Origin of the sequence: Paenibacillus segetis, assembly GCF_014639155.1 — a bacterium.
Lineage (GTDB): Bacteria > Bacillota > Bacilli > Paenibacillales > Paenibacillaceae > Fontibacillus > Fontibacillus segetis.
In genome coordinates, this window is sequence record NZ_BMFT01000006.1 from 40,839 (window position 1) to 60,155 (window position 19,317).

General features: G+C 44.5%; 19 protein-coding genes and 1 riboswitch. Of the genes, 4 read left to right on the forward strand and 15 right to left on the reverse strand.

Going from position 1 to position 19,317, the window contains the following annotated elements; all coding sequences use genetic code 11:
* Positions 1-117: 117 nt before the first annotated feature.
* Positions 118-306: a hypothetical protein gene (locus IEW05_RS23900; RefSeq protein WP_188542394.1), complete on the forward strand. Its 189-nt coding sequence runs from the start codon at positions 118-120 to the stop codon at positions 304-306.
* Positions 307-375: 69 nt separating this feature from the next.
* Here the strand turns inward: IEW05_RS23900 and IEW05_RS23905 are convergent, their stop codons facing one another.
* From IEW05_RS23905 to IEW05_RS23920, 5 genes are all read right to left on the reverse strand, one after another.
* Complete coding sequence (locus tag IEW05_RS23905) at positions 376-2,004, reverse strand: ABC-F family ATP-binding cassette domain-containing protein (protein ID WP_188542395.1); 1,629 nt, start codon at positions 2,002-2,004, stop codon at positions 376-378.
* A gap of 193 nt (positions 2,005-2,197) precedes the next feature.
* Positions 2,198-3,133, reverse strand: a complete 936-nt coding sequence (locus IEW05_RS23910; protein ID WP_188542396.1) for an MBL fold metallo-hydrolase — start codon at positions 3,131-3,133, stop codon at positions 2,198-2,200.
* Between the two features lie 133 nt (positions 3,134-3,266).
* Positions 3,267-3,368: a cytochrome bd oxidase small subunit CydS family protein gene (gene cydS / locus IEW05_RS26155; RefSeq protein ID WP_444543957.1), complete on the reverse strand. Its 102-nt coding sequence runs from the start codon at positions 3,366-3,368 to the stop codon at positions 3,267-3,269.
* 7 nt (positions 3,369-3,375) lie between these two features.
* Positions 3,376-4,407 carry a cytochrome d ubiquinol oxidase subunit II gene (locus tag IEW05_RS23915; RefSeq protein WP_188542397.1) on the reverse strand — a complete coding sequence of 344 codons (1,032 nt, stop codon included), beginning with the start codon at positions 4,405-4,407 and terminating at the stop codon, positions 3,376-3,378.
* Positions 4,404-5,753 (reverse strand): cytochrome ubiquinol oxidase subunit I, encoded by a 1,350-nt coding sequence (locus tag IEW05_RS23920; protein ID WP_188542398.1) that lies wholly within the window; start codon positions 5,751-5,753, stop codon positions 4,404-4,406. The genes IEW05_RS23915 and IEW05_RS23920 overlap by 4 nt, the downstream gene beginning before the upstream one ends.
* A 323-nt stretch (positions 5,754-6,076) precedes the next feature.
* Here IEW05_RS23920 and IEW05_RS23925 point away from each other — a divergent pair, with 323 nt between their 5' ends.
* Both IEW05_RS23925 and IEW05_RS23930 read left to right on the forward strand, forming a co-directional pair.
* Positions 6,077-7,225, forward strand: coding sequence for a virulence factor (locus IEW05_RS23925; RefSeq protein ID WP_188542399.1), 1,149 nt, complete (start codon positions 6,077-6,079; stop codon positions 7,223-7,225).
* A 92-nt stretch (positions 7,226-7,317) separates the two neighbouring features.
* A riboswitch (Lysine riboswitch) is annotated at positions 7,318-7,517 on the forward strand.
* Between the two features lie 139 nt (positions 7,518-7,656).
* Positions 7,657-9,120 carry an amino acid permease gene (locus tag IEW05_RS23930; protein ID WP_188542400.1) on the forward strand — a complete coding sequence of 488 codons (1,464 nt, stop codon included), beginning with the start codon at positions 7,657-7,659 and terminating at the stop codon, positions 9,118-9,120.
* Between the two features lie 10 nt (positions 9,121-9,130).
* Here IEW05_RS23930 and IEW05_RS23935 read toward each other — a convergent pair whose 3' ends face one another.
* Positions 9,131-10,258 (reverse strand): transglutaminase domain-containing protein, encoded by a 1,128-nt coding sequence (locus IEW05_RS23935; protein WP_188542401.1) that lies wholly within the window; start codon positions 10,256-10,258, stop codon positions 9,131-9,133.
* A gap of 310 nt (positions 10,259-10,568) precedes the next feature.
* Between IEW05_RS23935 and IEW05_RS23940 the strand changes: the two genes are divergently transcribed.
* Positions 10,569-10,766: a hypothetical protein gene (locus tag IEW05_RS23940; RefSeq protein WP_188542402.1), complete on the forward strand. Its 198-nt coding sequence runs from the start codon at positions 10,569-10,571 to the stop codon at positions 10,764-10,766.
* Positions 10,767-10,868: 102 nt separating this feature from the next.
* Here IEW05_RS23940 and IEW05_RS23945 read toward each other — a convergent pair whose 3' ends face one another.
* The 9 genes from IEW05_RS23945 to IEW05_RS23985 all read right to left on the reverse strand — a co-directional run bounded on the left by IEW05_RS23945 (position 10,869) and on the right by IEW05_RS23985 (position 19,115).
* Positions 10,869-11,099: a glutaredoxin family protein gene (locus tag IEW05_RS23945; RefSeq protein ID WP_188542403.1), complete on the reverse strand. Its 231-nt coding sequence runs from the start codon at positions 11,097-11,099 to the stop codon at positions 10,869-10,871.
* A gap of 28 nt (positions 11,100-11,127) precedes the next feature.
* A complete protein-coding gene (gene trxB / locus IEW05_RS23950; RefSeq protein WP_188542404.1) occupies positions 11,128-12,075 on the reverse strand; it encodes a thioredoxin-disulfide reductase in 948 nt (315 codons plus the stop codon).
* 134 nt (positions 12,076-12,209) lie between these two features.
* Positions 12,210-14,147 carry a heavy metal translocating P-type ATPase gene (locus IEW05_RS23955; RefSeq protein ID WP_188542405.1) on the reverse strand — a complete coding sequence of 646 codons (1,938 nt, stop codon included), beginning with the start codon at positions 14,145-14,147 and terminating at the stop codon, positions 12,210-12,212.
* Positions 14,148-14,466: 319 nt separating this feature from the next.
* Complete coding sequence (locus IEW05_RS23960) at positions 14,467-15,759, reverse strand: homocysteine synthase (protein ID WP_188542406.1); 1,293 nt, start codon at positions 15,757-15,759, stop codon at positions 14,467-14,469.
* Between the two features lie 196 nt (positions 15,760-15,955).
* Positions 15,956-16,633 carry a deoxyribose-phosphate aldolase gene (gene deoC, locus IEW05_RS23965; RefSeq protein WP_188542407.1) on the reverse strand — a complete coding sequence of 226 codons (678 nt, stop codon included), beginning with the start codon at positions 16,631-16,633 and terminating at the stop codon, positions 15,956-15,958.
* 36 nt (positions 16,634-16,669) lie between these two features.
* On the reverse strand, positions 16,670-17,251 hold the full coding sequence (gene def, locus IEW05_RS23970; protein WP_188542408.1) for a peptide deformylase: 582 nt from the start codon (positions 17,249-17,251) through the stop codon (positions 16,670-16,672).
* A gap of 236 nt (positions 17,252-17,487) precedes the next feature.
* Entirely contained in the window at positions 17,488-17,745 is a 258-nt protein-coding gene (locus IEW05_RS23975) for a YqkE family protein (protein WP_188542409.1), read from the reverse strand.
* Between the two features lie 73 nt (positions 17,746-17,818).
* Positions 17,819-18,382, reverse strand: coding sequence for a TetR/AcrR family transcriptional regulator (locus tag IEW05_RS23980; protein WP_188542410.1), 564 nt, complete (start codon positions 18,380-18,382; stop codon positions 17,819-17,821).
* Entirely contained in the window at positions 18,372-19,115 is a 744-nt protein-coding gene (locus IEW05_RS23985; protein ID WP_188542411.1) for an MBL fold metallo-hydrolase, read from the reverse strand. Before IEW05_RS23985 ends, IEW05_RS23980 begins: the two co-directional genes overlap by 11 nt.
* Positions 19,116-19,317 lie beyond the last annotated feature (202 nt).

A 19,317-nucleotide genomic window follows, 5' to 3' on the forward strand; every position in this document is an offset into this window, starting at 1 on the left:
CAGAGAAGCAGTGTTGCACAAGATTAAAGCAGCTTTATTCATTATTCCCGTTGTCCACTCATTTAAAAACGTTTAATATAAGAGTACCCCCTTTTCTATTATGAGGAGATGATATGTATGACAGAGAATAACGAACCACGCAAAATTAATTTGGCTGAAGCGATGCGCCAAAAGCTGCAACAGAAGAAACAGCAGCAAGCATCAGGGAATAGACCAGGAACGGCGGAGAACCATCAGACCAAGGCTTTGAAGTCACAGAACAATAAAAAGCCTAACAACCAACGCCGCCGGACCGGCGGGTCATAAGCACCCGCATTTCCAAATAAACAAGCCGCACTTGCCCAACGGGCAGTGCGGCTTGTTCATTAACATATATTATTTCTCTTCTGGCGGATACATGGATGCGCGTAGTTTTTGAATTTCTTCGCTCTCCAGATATTCGTCATACGACATAATGCGATCAATAACGCCATTTGGTGTAATTTCGATAATCCGATTCGCGATCGTTTGAATGAACTGATGGTCATGGGATGTGAACAAGATTGTTCCATCGAAATCAATCAATCCATTGTTGAGTGCCGTAATCGACTCCAAGTCCAAGTGATTGGTTGGCTCATCGAATAACAGTACATTGGCACCGTTGAGCATCATTTTCGCTAGCATACAACGGACCTTCTCTCCTCCGGATAGCACACTTGCTTTCTTAAGTGCTTCTTCTCCAGAGAACAACATCCGTCCAAGGAAGCCCCGCAGGAACGTCTCATCCTGATCAGCCGAATATTGACGCAGCCAGTCGACAAGGTTCAAATCGACTCCATCAAAATAGTTGGAGTTATCTTTCGGGAAATAAGCTTGTGATGTAGTTACGCCCCAGCTATATTCGCCCGAATCAGCTTCGCTCTCACCCATAAGGATTTGGAATAACAGTGACTTCGGAGCCCCGTTAGGTCCCACTAATGCAATTTTGTCCCCTTTGTTCACAACAAAGTTGACATTATCAAGCAGTTTCTCGCCTTCTACACTCTTCGTGAGGCTATCAACCGTAAGTAACTGCTTACCCGCTTCACGCTCCGCTTTGAAGTTCAAGAATGGATACTTCCGGTTAGAAGGACGAAGATCATCAAGCGTAATCTTATCCAATTGCTTCTTCCGGGAAGTCGCTTGCTTGGATTTCGAAGCATTCGCCGAGAAACGTTGGATAAAGGCTTGAAGTTCTTTAATCTTCTCTTCCTTCTTCTTGTTAGCATCCCGTTGTAGCGCTAGCGCCAACTGACTGGATTCATACCAGAAGTCATAGTTACCCACATACATTTGGATTTTACCAAAGTCGATATCGGCAATGTGCGTACACACCTTATTCAAGAAGTGACGATCATGGGATACGACAATAACGGTGCCTTCATAATCCATAAGGAAGTTCTCAAGCCATTGAATCGATTCAAGGTCCAAGTGGTTGGTAGGTTCATCCAACAGCAAGTTGTGTGGACGGCCGAACAGAGCCTGAGCCAAGAGAACACGAACCTTCTCATTACCGCTGAGTTCTGACATTTTCTTATCATGCAACTCACGTGGAATACCCAGTCCGATCAATAGTGCTGCCGCATCCGGTTCTGCATCCCAACCGTTTAGCTCAGCAAATTCACCCTCAAGCTCCCCTGCTCGCATTCCATCCTCTTCAGTAAAGTCAGCCTTAGCATATAAGGCATCCTTCTCTTTCATAATCGAATACAGACGCGAATGACCCATGATTACCGTCTCCACGGGGAAGAAATCATCATACTCATAATGGTTCTGCTTGAGCACGGCCATACGCTCGCCTGGTGTCATGTGTACTTCGCCCTGATTGGGTTCGATTTCTCCAGACAGAATTTTAATGAAGGTAGATTTCCCTGCTCCGTTTGCTCCGATCAAACCATAGCAGTTACCAGGCGTAAACTTTATATTTACATCTTCGAAAAGTGCCCGTTTTCCATAGCGGAGCGTTACACCATTAGTACTAATCATTTAGACATTACCATCCTTTATTATTAATCACGCTACTAACTCAACATTATAACACAAATCGGCTTAGACGCTACCAAGGACGAGTGGTAGGAAAACGAGAATCTATTTATTAAAAATAAACGGCAGTAATATACTACAACCTCACAATTAGAGATTGCAGTAATATTACTGCCGCTTCATTTTGGCATTCTATCTAGGTATTTGGGAATCGAAGTGTCTCCCCGTGTAACAAGATTGAAATAGCTTCCTCAGGAATTCCGAGGCGCTTCCGCTCTGCTTCAAGTCGATCAAGTGCTTCACGTGCTGTATCGTCAGCCAACCTGAAGGTACCATAGTGCATCGGAATCATCAGTTTGGCCTTAACATCAATAAATGCTTGGAGTGCTTCCTCTGGTGTCGTATGCTGAGAAGTCATAAACCATTCAGGCTCATAAGCCCCGATAGGCAACAGCGCGATATCAATGTCATACCGCTCACCTATGTCGGTAAAGCCACGGAAATAGCCACTATCTCCTGCAAAATAAATAACTTGCGCCTTCCCCTCGACTGACTCAAGCACATATCCGCCCCAATGAGATGTATTGGTATCGAATAACGTGCGGCGTGTCCAATGTTGGGTAGGTACAAAGGATATTTTTACATTACCGATAGACAGATGCTCCCACCAACTCAATTCATGAATCCGCCGGAAGCCTTTACGTTCCAATTTCTGGCGGAGTCCCATAGGTACAATTAGAGTTGTGTCTTTGCCATACAATTTGCGGATAGACGATATATGCATATGATCATAATGTGAGTGAGAAATCAGGATGAGATCAATTTGTGGGACCTGCTCAATTGGAATGCCAGGCGACCCCAACCGTCGTTGAAACCCCATCCGAGTAGCCCATACTGGATCCGTTACGATATTCAGTCCTTCATACTGGATGAGGAATGTTGAGTGGCCGATCCAAGTAGCCGAAGTTTCACTCTTATTTTTCATTAAGTAATCGAGTAAGGGTGGTGAATTAGGAATAAGGTACGAATAATCCTTTCTCTTCCTGCGGCGTTCTTCCCGCCATTGTTTAAACTGCTTCAACGTTTTGTCAGTTCCGACATTGTCCATATTGTTGTAGCGCGTTTTTGGCAAGTTCGAGGTCTCCTCCCATATTTGTCCCCATCATCCAAATAGTCGTTATTCTAACAGACAGAATGAAGACTGTTTTTCAAGATTAATATAGTTCTATTTTAAATCAAATAGTGTTGATATCCAAACTTCCTGTTTAATCCGTAGGGTCATTATACTTGTAACCATACAAGAACAGAAATAAAACTGCACACGCAATTACTAGCTGAGGAGCCACCATAATGAGAAAATCCTCCATATTCATCCTATCCTTTCTTTGGTGAACTGCCGCGAACATATTTGGCATCAAAGAGAAATAATCGCATTAATAAAATCAATGATGGAATTAAGATAAACAGCCCGGCCACAAATGCAGCAATGAGCGCTATTGCCATCGTTTCATTCGTAAAGTGCTCATAGATGTTCACTTGCTCAAACAAAATATAAGGTAGGTGGGAACGACCATACCCATACCAGGCAAAGCCAAACTGCAGCATGACTAAAATAAAGGCGTACCCTAATTTCATTCGTTTCCAGAGATAGTATACAGCCCATAGAAAACAAATGAAGGATGCGATAAACATCCAAGAGATGCCCAGCATATTACGGAAATGCTCCGGGTTTTGGCGGTTTATTTGAAAAAAGGCAAATACACTAGCTAGGATCGTTGGTCCACTCCACATTAATGCATATCCGCGAAGTATTTCGAAGGCAGAGTGATCCTCCGCCTTCCCCGCGTAAAAGGCAAGGAACATCGCAGAAATGTACAATACGGATACAATCGCCAGCAATATGACAGACCAAGTGTAAGGATTAGCAAAGAATTGTAGCCAATCTAAAATGACCCTACCGTCCTCTTCGAGGATAATACCTCCTTCGGAAATTGCCAGAATCGTCGATAATGCTGCCGGAATCAGTAAGCCTGTGGCGCCATAAATCCCCATATACCATATGTTGTTTGACTTGCTGCTGCCATAGGTGTTATACGCATAATAAGCACCACGAAGCGCCAAAAGTACAATAACAAGGCTCCCTGGAACGAGTAAAGCTGTACCATAATAATACGCCGATTCGGGAAAGAATCCGACGAGCCCAACAACAAAGAAAATCAGAAATACATTCGTTACCTCCCAGACAGGTGACAAATAACGCTGAATGATGTTGTGGAGTCTGTGCTCACGTCTCGTAAGCACGCTATAAAAGCTAAAGAAGCCAGCGCCAAAATCAATGGAGGCGACAATGAGATAGCCAAAAAGAAACGTCCAAAGTACCGTTATGCCCACCACTTCATAGCTCACGATATCTTTCCTCCTTCAATCCCTAACTCCTTCATCTCTTCCATCACATCTTTATTACGAAACAGTTTGGCAAGTACTTTGAGACATGATGCGCAGAGAACAATATACAAAACGACAAACAGTAGCAGCATCGGAGCTACGCTTGTAGATGTAGTAGCTGCATCCGCAACCTTCATATACCCTCGGATGATCCAAGGTTGTCTACCAAACTCTGTAAACATCCATCCTAACTCATTCGCAATAAAGGCAAGTGGACCTAGTGCTAAAATGGCGACCAACAACCACTTGGGATATCCTTTCTGCTTACCAGGTAATCTTCTACGAAACAAATACAGGATGGGGATCAAGACGAGCAATGCACCAATCGTCACCATAAGATCAAACAAATAGTGAATTAATAATGGAGGTTGCTCATCCTGCGGAAATTCATCTAAACCAATTACTGTCGTGTTCGGAGAATTTCCCGCCAAAATACTTAAAGCATAGGGTATTTTAATTGCGTATTTCACTTCATTATTCTCACCCAGTACACCACCATATAGCAAAGGTGCCTGCTTCATCGTCTCAAAATGCCATTCTCCAGCGGCCAGTTTCTCAGGCTGATATTTGGCCAGAAATTTGCCGGAAAAATCCCCAATGATCGCCGTTGATATCGCAAATACTAATGTTGCTGTTACCGTTAACTTTAGGGATTTTTTGAAATAGGCATGCTTACGCCCCCGAATCAGGCTAAATGCAGCTATACCTGCTAACAAGCCCGCACTAACCGTATAGGAAGAAGCCAACACATGCGAGACTTTCGTTGGTGTTGCAGGATTGAACATAGCTACGAGCGGCTGAATATTAGTAAACACTCCGTTCTCTAGCGTAAAGCCCTGTGGCGTGTTCATGAATGCATTAAGTGAGGTAATAAAGAACGCCGAGGTTGAAGACCCGATTGCAACTGGGATCAATAGCAAAAGATGAAGCATAGGCCTTTTGAAACGTTCCCAAGTATAGAGGTAAATACCGAGAAAGATAGCTTCAATGAAAAAAGCGAATGTCTCCATAAACAGGGGGAGCGCAGTTGCTTGTCCAGCAACCCTCATAAAGGTTGGCCAAAGTAAGCTGAGCTGTAAACCAATGGCTGTCCCCGTAACGACGCCAACTGCAACGGAGATGACAAATCCCCTGGCCCACCGACGAGCAAGCAGTGTGTAATGTGGGTCACCCGTACGAATTCCCCTCCACTCTGCAAGTGCGATCATAAGGGGTACACCGACACCAACCGAAGCAAAATTTATATGTACGATCAGCGTAAGCCCAGTAAGAATTCGGCTTAACGTGACAGAATCTAGTGAAGACATATGATGGACTCAACTCCCTGCTTGTAATGGTCTTATCTCTCGATTGAATAACTTAGTTGGGTACTTCTCTTTATTTAGTTCAGTAGTAATTCATAAAACGAATTACACTCTTAACCACTGCATAGAGCATAATTACAGCCACTACTAGACATACGATTACCAAGTTTTTCTCTTGTTTTCTGAACATCCTAAGGACCGCCCCCTTCAATGCCTCTATTTTATTGTGGCGAATCGGTTCCTTTTTATTCCTTCTATTTTCGAGAACACTTGGGCATTAGTCTCTGATGAGGTAGAATAATTACGAAAGGAGTTGTGAACAGTTTATGAAAATCGTATTTATAGAACCAACACCAAGTCCAAATTCAATGAAGCTTCATTTAGACGAAAGCTTAGCTCCGGGTATCCGGAAAACATACAATCAGGACAATGAACGCTCCGCTCCAGCATGGATAAGTAGGCTGCTGAACATCCCCGGGGTAAAAAGTGTATTTCACACCGCCGACTTTGTGGCATTAGATCGCAAGGGAAATGCAGACTGGGCCGCTATCCTATCTCAAGTACAGGAACAGTTCGGACAGGATACCGTTGAATCCGCGTGGAATCCGGGCAATGAAGAACCTGTTGGTTATGGAGAAGCCCAAGTATTCGTTCAGTACTTCCGTGGAATTCCGATGCAGATCAGGGTTAAGTCAGGCACACGCGAGGAACGAATTGGCCTCTCTCAGCGATTTGTATCCGCCGTGACCGAAGTAGCCAGCTCTACGCTCATTAAGGAACGTAAGCTAAGTGATTACGGTGTCCGCTATGGAGAACTCGAGGATATTGCCCGTGAGATCGAGCAAGAACTTGAGGCAGCATTTCCGCAAGAACGACTGCAAGATATTGTTGCCCAAGCTATTGCACATGGGCGCAACGAAGGTGAGTTCATCGAGCAACGCCGCCAGCTGAGCTTGGAAGAGATCGCTTCCTCCCTACAAAGCGAAGATTGGCAAGTTCGTTACGCGGGACTAGATGCGCTGCAACAGCCGGGGCCCGAAGCGCTCCCGTTAATCGAACAGGCACTTCGCGACCCCAAAATGCAGCTACGTCGTCTTGCAGTAATCTACCTCGGAGACATTCGTACTCCGGAAGCGATGGAACTGCTCTACGAGGCACTGCGAGATACCTCTCCTGTCGTGCGACGCACGGCGGGTGACACACTCTCCGACATTGGTGATTCTGCCGCTACAGAGCCAATGATTGCTGCATTAGGGGACCGTAACAAACTTGTGCGCTGGCGTGCCGCACGCTTCCTGTACGAGGTCGGGACAGATAACGCACTAGAGGCACTTCGAAATGCTATAGATGATCCAGAATTTGAAGTTGGGCTGCAGGTGCGAATGGCACTGGAGCGAATTGAATCCGGAGAAGAAGCTGCCGGAACCGTATGGCAGCAAATGGCTAATCGTGAACGGGGTAATGAAACGGAGTAGATTGTCAACATTTGTTCATTGCTAGACTTTACAGCATACGATATACTTTGATCGGTTCATCTAATAATCAAATATTAACCTCATCATTTAACCGATGAGGTAGAGGTCGCGAATGTGAAGAGTACCCTGGAGAAGGCGTTGAAGCCGCTGTAGATCCTAGGGAAAAGGCACCTTCGCCGAAGTGTGGACGCTATCGCTTCAATTTAGCGCCATGCTGGGGCTGTTTCCGAAAGGGACAGAACTGTCACGATTTTCCTTCACCCGGGGGAAATCGTGTTGAGCTATCTTCATAGAGGAATGGTGCGGATACAACGAATGTATAATAAGACCGCAGAGTCCTTTCTGCGGTCTTTTCTATATCTGGATTGACCTGATCCCCTCTCTAAATTAACTACGGGAAAATCCCTATTTTGAAGGAGTTAGTTTTGTTCATGAGCACTAAAAAAGTGGCATCTGTTAACAATTTAAAACCTGGCCTCAAAGCCCGTCATATGACGATGATTGCGCTGGGTGGTTCCATCGGAACGGGACTGTTCCTCGCCAGCGGTGGAGCCATTGCTACAGCGGGACCAGGTGGGGCCCTACTAGCTTATACAGCCGTCGGAATTATGGTCTATTTCCTCATGACCAGCTTGGGAGAACTCGCTACCTACATGCCGGATTCTGGATCATTCGAGACATACGCTTCTCGTTATGTTGATCCTTCACTGGGATTCGCTATGGGCTGGAACTTCTGGTATAACTGGGCGATTACTATCGCAGCTGAATTATCTGCTGCAACACTAATCATCAAATACTGGTTCCCTGAGAGCTCCTCGTTAATGTGGAGCGTTCTCTTCTTGGCCATTATTCTGGGCATAAACGTGTTATCTGTTAAAGGTTATGGAGAGTCTGAATATTGGTTCGCGATGATCAAGATCGCTGTTGTTGTTATTTTTCTAGTTATTGGGGTTCTTATGATTTTTGGTATTTTGGGAGGAAAGGCTGTAGGATTTAGTAATTTCACAACGGGAGACGCACCGTTTCATGGTGGATTCCTCGGTATATTAGGGGTGTTCATGGCGGCTGGATTCTCATTCCAGGGGACAGAAATGATAGGCGTCGCAGCTGGTGAGAGTGATAATCCGAGGGAGCATGTCCCACGTGCGATCCGTCAAGTATTCTGGCGGATTCTAATCTTCTACATTTTAGCCATTCTCGTTATCGGTCTGTTGATTCCGTATACCAATCCCAACTTACTCAAAGATGGAATCGAGAATATCGGAGTTAGCCCGTTCACGCTCGTATTTGAAAAAGCCGGTCTAGCCTTTGCAGCTTCGGTCATGAACGCTGTCATTTTGTCCTCGGTACTATCTGCTGGTAATTCAGGAATGTATGCTTCATCACGGGTACTCTATTCGCTAGCAAAACGTGGTAAAGCACCTAAATTTCTAGGTAAGCTTAATCGCCATGGTATTCCAATGAATGCTCTACTTATGACCACTTTAGTTGGTATGACAGCATTTTTAGCTTCTCTATTCGGCGATGGAGTCGTCTACACCTGGCTATTAAATGCCTCAGGGATGTGTGGTTTTATCACTTGGCTCGGCATTGCCATAAGCCATTATCGCTTCCGGAGAGCTTATGTCGCCCAAGGCCTTGATCTGAACGATCTCCCTTACCGGGCACGTTGGTTCCCATTTGGACCTATCTTTGCCTTCGTTCTGTGCTTTGTCGTTATTCTTGGTCAGAGTATGCCCGCCTTCACTGGAGGTTCCATTGACTGGTACGGGCTTATCGTCACTTATCTCAGCATTCCGTTATTTCTGATCCTCTGGCTCGGTTATAAATGGAGCAAGAAAAGTAAAATGATTCCGCTTAAAGAATGTCAATTTGATGGCCCTCCTAGGCGCTAGATAGGGAGCTCTATTTCAGATCCCAATGAATCTCGACTCGCCAATCATCGGTTCCTTCAAGCGGTTCCATAAGATAGCTGATGTTCTTTATATTCAACGTGTATAAGCCGCCAAGGTCTTCAAGCAATTTCTGTTCCTTGCCGGAATATCTTATGGTAACCGTGCGTTTGTTCTTTTTAAGGCCTTGTTTCACTTTGGACTGTAGTCCTGTTGAATTGCTAATAATAGCATCATCATTATATAAATTGTATCCCAGATCTTCCTCCAGTTCTTGATAGAAGGCAGTTACTTTCCCGCCCTTCTTGATCAAGTTGTGGAGGATTTCTTTATATGTGGATGTTGCCGCAGGATAGTTCTTGGTCCATGTATGATCGCTTCTCATCTGCTTATCCGTTCTAAGATAATACGTATACCTGATTCCAGTTAAAGAATCCCTGATCGGATCGTCCCAAGTCGTGTCGATGTGATACCACTTGGAGTCTAATAAGACTAAGTTCCACGCATGAAGTTGTCCTCCAGCCGTTCCCTCAACAATCAAGTTCTCCAGCCCTGCGCCTTTCAAGAGCTTATAGGTTAGGAGTGTATAGCCTTGACAAACCGCTTCACCCGTACGTAATCCTTCATATGCCGTATAACGCTGTAAATTCTCGTCATATTTCAAATTCATCACCACATAATCATGTATAGCCTTAACCTTTTGGTGATCGTTCATATTAGGCCCAATAATTTCCTTCAATATAGTGCGGACTCTCTCATTCACATAAGCCGATTGCTCTGCCGTCTCACGATATGTGATTTGTACCGAAATCTTCGCGTAGCCCGCGGTACCGCGCCAGGAATAAGCATAACGATCCACGATGTATTTCGTATAAGGATCCTTATCGAGCGCTCCATTCATCGCTTGTTTCAACATGTTTTCTATATTTTTCGTTGAACCCTTGTATTTGAACGCTATGGAGGTTTGACGTATTGCCATCCCCTCTGCTAGTTTCGTTTGAATTTGTAAAGAAGAGGTTACAGATGCTATGTCTGCAGCAGCATGCACTTCAACAACTCCCCATCCGGGTGGGATCGATCCAAATAAGGTGACACCGATAAATCCCACTATAAGCCAGCGTTTATGAAATCTCAGTCTCATCACCTTAGCCCCCTTCTCTCGTTGGTCGTCCTCCCTAGCAACAGTAGACAGCTACACATCGTCCAAGCTTCCATTTAGCTCATTGTATCACAGCCAATATTGCAGAAGGTTTCTAGTTTTGTCGAGGTAACACGAATCATTCCGCTCAAGCAAAAAACGAATGGAAACTTCTAAAAATGACGTAAATTTGCCTTATTTTCTCAATCAATCTCCTACCAATTGACCTAGATTTAGGTATAATAAATAATATGATTTTATGTGATTTTTATCATAGCATTTGATTATTTGGTAAGAATGGAGAGACAACGCTATGACCATTGTGGATACTTCCGATATTTCCGTCCAATTGTTTGTTACTGTCATGTGCTGTGTACTGATAATCGCCCCTATGATAAGTCTAGGCGTCCTACGCTTATTCCAAGGAAAAAAGAAAGCCGGATTCACTCTAATTGGTGGCGGTGTCGTCAGTTATTTCGTGTTCCAGCTTGTCGCCGGGCTATTTCACTAGATGCTACTTAATCTAAATATCAGAAAAAAAGAGAACAGATCAAGTGATCTGCTCTCCTTGCAAAGAGCCCATATGGGCTCTTTTTTAGCTTGCCTGTGTTACTTACTCAACCAGTGCTTTTTCAAACTGGAGTTTGTTCATCCCCATGATGCGGTGTTCACCAATCAGCGTAACCGGTACTGCGCGTAATCCCATATCCCATACCTGTTGAGCAAACTCATCATTTTGCTCGATATTACGCTCTTCATAAGATACGCCTTTCTCGCTCAAAAAGCTCTTGACTTGACGGCAATGAGGGCAGTTAGTGCTTGTATATACGATAACATTTTCCACGGTGATGCTCCCTTCCTTCTATTGACTATTAAACGGAAGATGCCACAGCTTCATGCTCTAGGTTCTCAATATATTTCTCACAATCGATAGCGGCCATACATCCACTACCTGCAGCAGTAATCGCTTGACGATAACGAGTATCTTGAACATCACCACAAGCAAATACTCCCGGTACATTGGTCTCGGATGTGCCTGGCTTCACGATAATATAGCCATTCTCATCCGTATCAATTGCCCCACCAAGGAAACCCGTATTCGGATGGTGACCAATCGCAACGAATACACCACTAGCGTTAATAATCTCTTCTTCGCCTGTATCGTTGTTACGAACCTTGAGTCCAGTAACACCCTTCTCATCCGTAAGAACTTCAATTGGTGTACGGTTCAAAGCCCACTCAACCTTCTCATTACCACGAACACGATCTTGCATAATCTTAGATGCACGCATTTCATCCCGGCGATGTACTAGCGTCACCTTCGATGCAAAGCGAGTCAAGAAGCCCGCTTCTTCTAATGCAGAATCTCCGCCGCCTACGACGATAATTTCCTTGTTACGGAAAAAGAAACCATCACAAGTAGCGCATGTGCTCACACCACGTCCAACATTATCTTGTTCTCCCGGAATGCCTAGATACTTTGCAGTAGCCCCGGTTGATAATACCAACGTTTCCGTAACCAATTCGCCAAGACCTTCGACCTGTAGTTTAAATGGACGCTGACTCATGTCTACGCTATTTACCCATCCTGTGCGGAACTCTGCTCCGAATCGTTCAGCCTGTTGACGCATATTATCCATCAATTCTGGACCCATAATTCCCTCAGGAAACCCAGGGAAGTTCTCTACCTCAGTTGTGGTAGTCAGTTGTCCACCTGGTTGTGGTCCTTCAATCACAAGCGGGTTCAAGTTAGCCCGTGCCAAGTAGATCGCTGCTGTAAGACCCGCTGGTCCCGTACCGATAATAATTGATTTATACATATATAAAATCCTCCTTCAGGGGAATTCACTGGAATCTACTTTAATTATGTTTAATAGAGTGAATACTGTCAACATTCGTAGTAGCAGGGTTCTATGAATATTAAATGAAGGATTGATGAAGCTAATTGTTAAAGTTAGCGCAATAGACGTAATCCATTTAGGATAACAAGAATAGTACTACCTTCGTGTCCTACAACCCCAAGCGGCAATGGTAAGTTTTGCGCAAAGTTCCCTATAATGAGGAGTGTGATGACACTGGCAGCAAAGATCAAATTCTGCTTCACGATTCTTCGTGCTCTTCGTGCTAGATCGATGGTCTCTGCAACTCGCTCTAAATCATCATTCATTAGCACCACATCCGCCACTTCTAGCGCGGCTCCACTACCTCCTCCCCCCATTGCCATCCCTACCGTGGCCGCTGCCAGTGCAGGTGCATCATTTACGCCATCTCCTACCATGACGACGTGACCGTATTTAGCACGTAACTCACCAATGTGATTCAACTTATCCTGAGGTAAGAGGTCTCCATATACCAAATCGATACCTGCTTCTCTAGCAACAGACTGGGCGGTTCCGCTACGATCTCCCGTCAACATTACCGTTGTTACACCAAGCTTATGCAACTTGGAAAGTGCCGCCTTAGCCTGTGGGCGAATCGTATCTTTTAGGGCAATCAATCCAGCATACTTGTCACCACATTGAATTACAGACACTGTATTGCCGTCATTCACCAACAAATGAAGGTTGTGTCTCAACGCTTCAGGTAAGCTTGGATCATTCTCATCCGCTTTACCGATACGCCATATCGTCCCCTCAATACGAGCCTCAATTCCCCAGCCCGTTAGGGCTTGCAATTCCTCAGCTGTCTTGATTTCTAGGCCTTCCTCTTCTGCCTTTCTCACAATAGCACGAGCAAGTGGATGTTCCGACAGATTTTCCGCAGCAGCACAAGCCGAAAGTAATTCTAATCGCTCATAACCATCAGCCGGAATCAGCTCCGTCACAACGGGTAAACCTGCTGTCAGCGTTCCTGTTTTATCAAACGCAACGACCTTGGTAACTCCCAAATGATCCATGTGTACGCCACCTTTAAAGAGCACACCGCGTCTAGCGCTTTTGGACATCGCCGACAACATGGCAGGCATGACGGATGAGACGATCGCACAAGGAGATGCCACAACTAGAAATACCATGGCTTTATAGAAAGCCACTGACCAAGCCCAATCTAGGAGGAGTACTGGCAAGATGATGAGCCCTATCGTTACAAGGACTACCCCCTTTGCATAGACACCTTCCAAGCGCTTAATAAGTCTTTGCGTTTGAGGCGTCTCATTCTGAGCCTGCTCTACTAGAGCAACGATCTTTGCAAAAAGAGTACCTTCAGCTGGGCTCGTAACTTCCACGTATAGCGCACCTTCACCATTCAGCGTACCAGCATATACGCCGTCACCTTGCCTTTTATCTACCGGGATCGATTCGCCTGTGATGGTTGCCTGATTTACCGATGACCCTCCACTTTGAATGAAACCATCGGCTGGAATAACTTCACCAGGTCTCACCAGAAGTAAATCTCCGACACATAACTCTTCCACGGTAACCTGCTTCATTCCGCCCCCTTCAACCCGAAGCGCCGTCTCTGGTTTTAATGCAATCAAGGCCGATATGTCCTTACGACTTCGCTCACTGGCAAAAGACTCCATTGCACCGCTAAGCGCGAAGATAAAAATGAGCATCGCACCTTCATTCCAATAACCTATAGAGGCAGCACCTAGCGCTGCAGCAATCATCAGTAGATTAACGTCCAGATCGCGATCCTTAAATAAAGTGATCAGACCTTCCTTAGCCTTCAAATATCCCCCTAGCACATAAGACGCTATATACAGTAGCACTGAGAACATTTGTGACCAACTTCCAATCCCCCAAGCAGCCAGCATTAATCCCCCACTACATATCGTTAACAACATCTCCCGGTGGCGTAACAGGGCAAGTAAAGAAAAACGGGGGCGACGTTTCGGACCTGGTTGATTCGCCGATTTCTGAGTAGCAGGCATAGCTTTGTGTACAGCTTCCATTTCAAAACTCCTCCTTTTTGTAATAGCTAATTGAGAATGAATACTATTGTTAATACCCTGAAAATGACACATGCCGCCCCGGGAATACCCGGAGCAGCATGTAATTGAGAACGATAATCATTGTTGTACTAGGACAATAATTTTTCCTTAGTGAAACTTTAGCTTTATTCTAAACCTTTTTCTTACTGCTGTAAATATGTGCTGGCAAAGATGTTTTGGTGACAATTTCTTTCAATAAAAACAAAAAAAGTCGCTGAGCAGGGATTCATATATCCCTATCAGCGACTCTTATTCATTAGCTTAGTTATTCTCGCACCAACTACGCTTGACTAGCTGCAATTGCCTGTTCTAGATCATAAATAATATCATCGATTGACTCCGTGCCGATAGACAGACGAATCAATTCTGGATTAACACCAGCTGATAATTGTTCCTCTTCAGAAAGTTGTAAATGTGTCGTACTAGCAGGGTGAATAATGAGTGATTTGGAATCCCCGACATTAGCAAGGTGAGAGAACAACTTCACATTCTCAATCAGCTTACGTCCAGCTTCTACGCCACCCTTAATACCGAAAGTCAGAATCGCTCCTTGACCTTTTGGCAAATACTTTTGCGCTAAATCATAGGATGCGTGGCTTGGGAGTCCAGCATAACTAACCCACTCTACTTTGTCATGAGCTTCCAAATATTTCGCCACTTTAAGTGCATTCTCACTATGACGTTCTACACGTAGATGCAAAGTCTCTAGCCCTTGAAGAAGTAACCAGGCATTAAACGGTGCTAATGAAGCACCCAGATCACGTTGTAATTGCACGCGAGCTTTAATGATATATGCTAGTGGTCCAACTGCGTCCGTATACACGACGCCATTGTAACTTGGATCCGGACTCGTGAGTCCCGGGAACTTATCATTCGCTGTCCAATCAAATTTACCACTATCTACAATTACGCCACCAATCGACGTACCATGACCACCAATAAATTTCGTTGCAGAATGAACAACGATATCTGCACCAAATTCAATTGGACGCAGCAAGTATGGACTTGGGAACGTATTGTCTACGATCAACGGAATACCATGTTCATGAGCAATCGCCGCGACTGCTTCAATATCAAGCACATCACCTTTAGGATTTCCAATAGTCTCCGCATATAATGCCTTTGTCTTGTCCGTAATAGCCGCACGGTAGTTCTCAGGATTTGAGGAATCAACAAACTTCACATTAATGCCTAGCTTCGCAAGCGTCGTGGAGAATAAGTTATAAGTACCGCCGTACAGTGTTGTCGATGAGACGATCTCATCTCCCGCGCCTGCAATATTAAGAATAGAGAAAGTGATCGCTGCCTGACCAGAAGATGTAGCAAGTGCACCAACACCGCCTTCAAGCGCCGCAACACGTTTTTCAAACACGTCGTTGGTTGGATTCATAATACGGGAATAAATATTTCCGAATTCCTTCAACCCAAACAAATTCGCAGCGTGCTCAGTATCCCGAAATCCATAGGATGTTGTTTGATACAATGGTACGGCCCGTGAATATGTAGTGGGATCAATTTCCTGACCCGCGTGGACCGCGAGAGTTTCTAGCGCAAGTTTACGTTCTTCAGACATGGACAATTCCTCCTTAGAATAGATGGATATCATTGGATTTTTATGTTTTGTATATTCTCTCACATATTTGGTCATTTGGAAATAGTAAATCCGATAAATCCTATGCGAATTATAAAAAAAAGAAAAATCCTACCGTTTCCGGCAGGATCATTTTTCCCATATTATCTTATCAGGGCTAGCTTTGTCCAATGAAATCTTAGTAATTCCCTTCGCCGCTTAGTCCTTGCGCAATGGCTACGCCCGCACTAGTTCCAAGCCGGGTTGCGCCTGCTTCAATCATCGCCAACGCATCCTCGGTCGTCCGAACGCCTCCCGAAGCTTTCACTCCAATACCAGGACCAACTGTCTTTGCCATCAAAGCCACGGCCTCAACTGTAGCTCCACCTGTTGAGAAACCAGTCGATGTTTTCACAAAATCAACGCCGGCCGATACAGCCAATCTACATGCACGAACAATTTCTTCAGAGGTAAGTAGACATGTCTCAAGAATGACTTTCACGAGTGCTTTGCCCTCTGCTGCCTTCACTACACCGATCATATCCTGAACAACTAGTTCATCATCGCCGGCCTTCAATGCACCGATGTTAATGACCATATCAACTTCCCCTGCCCCGTCAAGAATAGCCTGCGCCGTTTCGAACGCCTTCACTTTGGGAGCCGATGCGCCGAGTGGAAACCCAATCACCGTGCATACTTTCACCTTAGGTGTATCCTTTAGTACTTCTGCTGCCGTACTCACCCATACTGGGTTTACACAGACAGAAGCAAATCCGTATTCTTTAGCCTCTAGAGCTAGCTTTATGATATCTTCTTTCTTCGCTTCAGCCTTTAACAAAGTATGATCTACTTTAGCTACGATCGATTGTGTATTCATATAGGAATCCTCCATGTTCAACTACAATTATTTTTATTAATATAAGCTTGCGATTTGTACTCCAGTTGGAAGCTTAAACGGATTCTCTTTATTGATCCGGTCGTAGAACATAATTCCGTTTAAATGGTCGATTTCATGTTGCATGACGATCGCATCAAAACCCTTATAACGCAACTTAACTTCTTTACCTTCCGCATTCCAGGCCTTAATCTGCACCTTCTCATACCTGGGAACAAAACCTTGGATCGGCCGATCTACGGAGAGACAGCCTTCACTTTCCGGTATATATACCATGGCTGCAGAGTGGCTAATGATTTTGGGATTGAACAGAGCAATTTCTTGATCATCCCCTTGATCATCTGTTAACAACGCTGCGAACATGCGTTTATTCAGGCCAATCTGATTAGCAGACAAGCCTACGCCTGCGCGGAGCTTATATTTTTTGCTAAGTTCAGGGTCTTGACTGTTCTTCAGAAAGAGCAGCATTGACGCCATTTCCTCTTTGTCTTCTTCACTCGGCGGAATACTAACTGGCTCTGTAACCGTTCTGAGGATAGGATCCCCTTCACGCACGATATCGTCCATCATTATGATATAGTCTTTTTTAAATTTACTCATAAATTAAAAACTCATCCACCTTCGTACTTATTATTTGTTCTAGATAGAACATTACATTGAGCTTAGATGTATTTATTATATTATTTTATTGTCATCATGACACTGTAGCCCTATCAAAATACCTTATTCTTTCTCATCATACAATAAAATGACTCATAATACCGTAGCTAATAGAGAAATGTCCTCGTTCTGCACAAAAGAAAACAGAAAAAAAGCTCCGCACGGAGCTTTTCGTTTTATTTGTATTTATGCCAGTCCATATCACTAGTACTTAACAAATGCTCGAAGTTATTATCCAACTGCTTCTGCTTTGCCTTGCGTTCTTCCTCAGCTTTGAGCCGAGCTTGCTCCTTACGCTGTTCTTCTTCCCGCTTCATATCCGCCGCCGTCTCTTTCAGCTTGCTGAGTACATCGGCACTGAGTAAATCTTTTAACGTAGCTGGTTTATCCTCAGAAGCAACGGGAGCTACATGACGTGTTTTCTTTTTGGCCATCTTCAGTTCACCTCAGTTATCTCTGACTTCCCTGTAAGTTCAGAACTAAAGTATCACAGAGTCAAAATCACTGTCAACCACGTCCCAATCCAGCTAGAAAGACGTTTAAGTTGAAGTGGAAGCTGTCCAGCAGATCAAATGGAAGACCGAAACCACCTAACCGCTCCAGTGATGCAAACCCATGAATAAGGCTCCGTAGTCCACGAACAGCATATAATGCTTCTTGTTCACTAAGCGAGTAGTCACTCAGTAATTGAATTGCTAGATGAACAAGGGCCTCGCTCGCCCGGCTAAATTCATCATCTCTTTGATCAGCAGTGATTTGAGCTCCTTCATACAAGCCAGGATGCTCAAAGGCATAATTGATATATGAAGTAGCAAACGCTCGAATCCCCTCTTCACCACTTAGACCCTCTGTAGCTGCGACAATACGAGTATACAATTGCTCAAGAGCATAGGTAGCTATCCTTCTTCGAAGTTCATCCAGTCCATTGACATGATTGTATAAAGAAGGTGAACGAATTCCTAACTTTTGCGCTACGGACGATAAGGTTACGGCACTTATGCCCTGATGATCAGCAATTTCTAAGGCGGCTTGTAGAATCAAATCAGCATTAAGTCCGGCTCTAGGTGACATGATGATGAGTCCCTTCTTCTTTGACAGCTCCGAATTTCCGCTCTGCTATCTTGATCGCTTTCTCAATGGAGTGCTTAGGGTTCATTATCATATTGCCATGTCCAGCAGCCAATAACGTTGGTTGCAACGCAATGAACTTACGAGCGCTCGCAAGCGCCTCTTGTTTATTCCATGTAGCCAGAGCCGGGAAGGGGAACCATGGAGTCATCGTGCCACTGACTGCAACACTTGTGCGAGTGTGCATCGCATCGCCTACCACCAATGCACCACTCCGACGATCCAGCAATGATATTGATCCTGGAGTGTGACCTGGGGTTGCAATGACTAAAAGTGAGCCAATTTCGTCACCGTCTGCAATGAGTACATCAGGACGGGTTTGAAGTGCTTTGGGCACACCTCCACGGATAGGAGTCTGGGCTTCATTAGGATCGAGTGAGGCATCCCCTTCCATCAACCTCGCATCTCTCGATGAAACGTATACTGGGACCTCAGGGAATTGGGACTTTAATGCATCAAGTGAACCAACATGATCATCATGAACATGACTAAGAACAATACGTGTTAGAGGTTTACCAATATTGTTAATCGCTTGAACAATCCCCTTCGCACTGTAAGGTAGCGCTGCATCAATCAACGTCACCCCCTCTTCTTCTTCAACTAAGTAACAATTAACAGGAAAAAGCCGCGGGAGAAATGATAATTGAATTAGGTTTCCCTTTTGAATGATTCTCATTTTATACTCGCCTCCTAATAAACTAATGCCATTAGCTTTAATTTAAACTAATGGCATTAGTTTTGCAAGCCTATTTTTATTCACAAGGTTATGTTAAACGTTATTGTTGATATTCGAAGCTACGAACGAACGTCCTATAATAAGGGCAATATCACTGTTCGGAGATGATTTACCCATGGATTTAAAGGAACTGAAGTGACCT

Excerpts from the sequence above, each read along its gene's own strand:
- IEW05_RS23900 (WP_188542394.1), top strand. The coding sequence starts at position 118 with ATGACAGAGAATAACGAACCACGCAAAATTAATTTGGCTGAAGCGATG.
- IEW05_RS23905 (WP_188542395.1), bottom strand. The coding sequence starts at position 2,004 with ATGATTAGTACTAATGGTGTAACGCTCCGCTATGGAAAACGGGCACTT.
- cydS (WP_444543957.1), bottom strand. The coding sequence starts at position 3,368 with ATGGAGGATTTTCTCATTATGGTGGCTCCTCAGCTAGTAATTGCGTGT.
- IEW05_RS23920 (WP_188542398.1), bottom strand. The coding sequence starts at position 5,753 with ATGTCTTCACTAGATTCTGTCACGTTAAGCCGAATTCTTACTGGGCTT.
- IEW05_RS23925 (WP_188542399.1), top strand. The coding sequence starts at position 6,077 with ATGAAAATCGTATTTATAGAACCAACACCAAGTCCAAATTCAATGAAG.
- IEW05_RS23930 (WP_188542400.1), top strand. The coding sequence starts at position 7,657 with ATGAGCACTAAAAAAGTGGCATCTGTTAACAATTTAAAACCTGGCCTC.
- IEW05_RS23935 (WP_188542401.1), bottom strand. The coding sequence starts at position 10,258 with ATGAGACTGAGATTTCATAAACGCTGGCTTATAGTGGGATTTATCGGT.
- IEW05_RS23940 (WP_188542402.1), top strand. The coding sequence starts at position 10,569 with ATGACCATTGTGGATACTTCCGATATTTCCGTCCAATTGTTTGTTACT.
- trxB (WP_188542404.1), bottom strand. The coding sequence starts at position 12,075 with ATGTATAAATCAATTATTATCGGTACGGGACCAGCGGGTCTTACAGCA.
- IEW05_RS23955 (WP_188542405.1), bottom strand. The coding sequence starts at position 14,147 with ATGGAAGCTGTACACAAAGCTATGCCTGCTACTCAGAAATCGGCGAAT.
- IEW05_RS23960 (WP_188542406.1), bottom strand. The coding sequence starts at position 15,759 with ATGTCTGAAGAACGTAAACTTGCGCTAGAAACTCTCGCGGTCCACGCG.
- deoC (WP_188542407.1), bottom strand. The coding sequence starts at position 16,633 with ATGAATACACAATCGATCGTAGCTAAAGTAGATCATACTTTGTTAAAG.
- def (WP_188542408.1), bottom strand. The coding sequence starts at position 17,251 with ATGAGTAAATTTAAAAAAGACTATATCATAATGATGGACGATATCGTG.
- IEW05_RS23975 (WP_188542409.1), bottom strand. The coding sequence starts at position 17,745 with ATGGCCAAAAAGAAAACACGTCATGTAGCTCCCGTTGCTTCTGAGGAT.
- IEW05_RS23980 (WP_188542410.1), bottom strand. The coding sequence starts at position 18,382 with ATGTCACCTAGAGCCGGACTTAATGCTGATTTGATTCTACAAGCCGCC.
- IEW05_RS23985 (WP_188542411.1), bottom strand. The coding sequence starts at position 19,115 with ATGAGAATCATTCAAAAGGGAAACCTAATTCAATTATCATTTCTCCCG.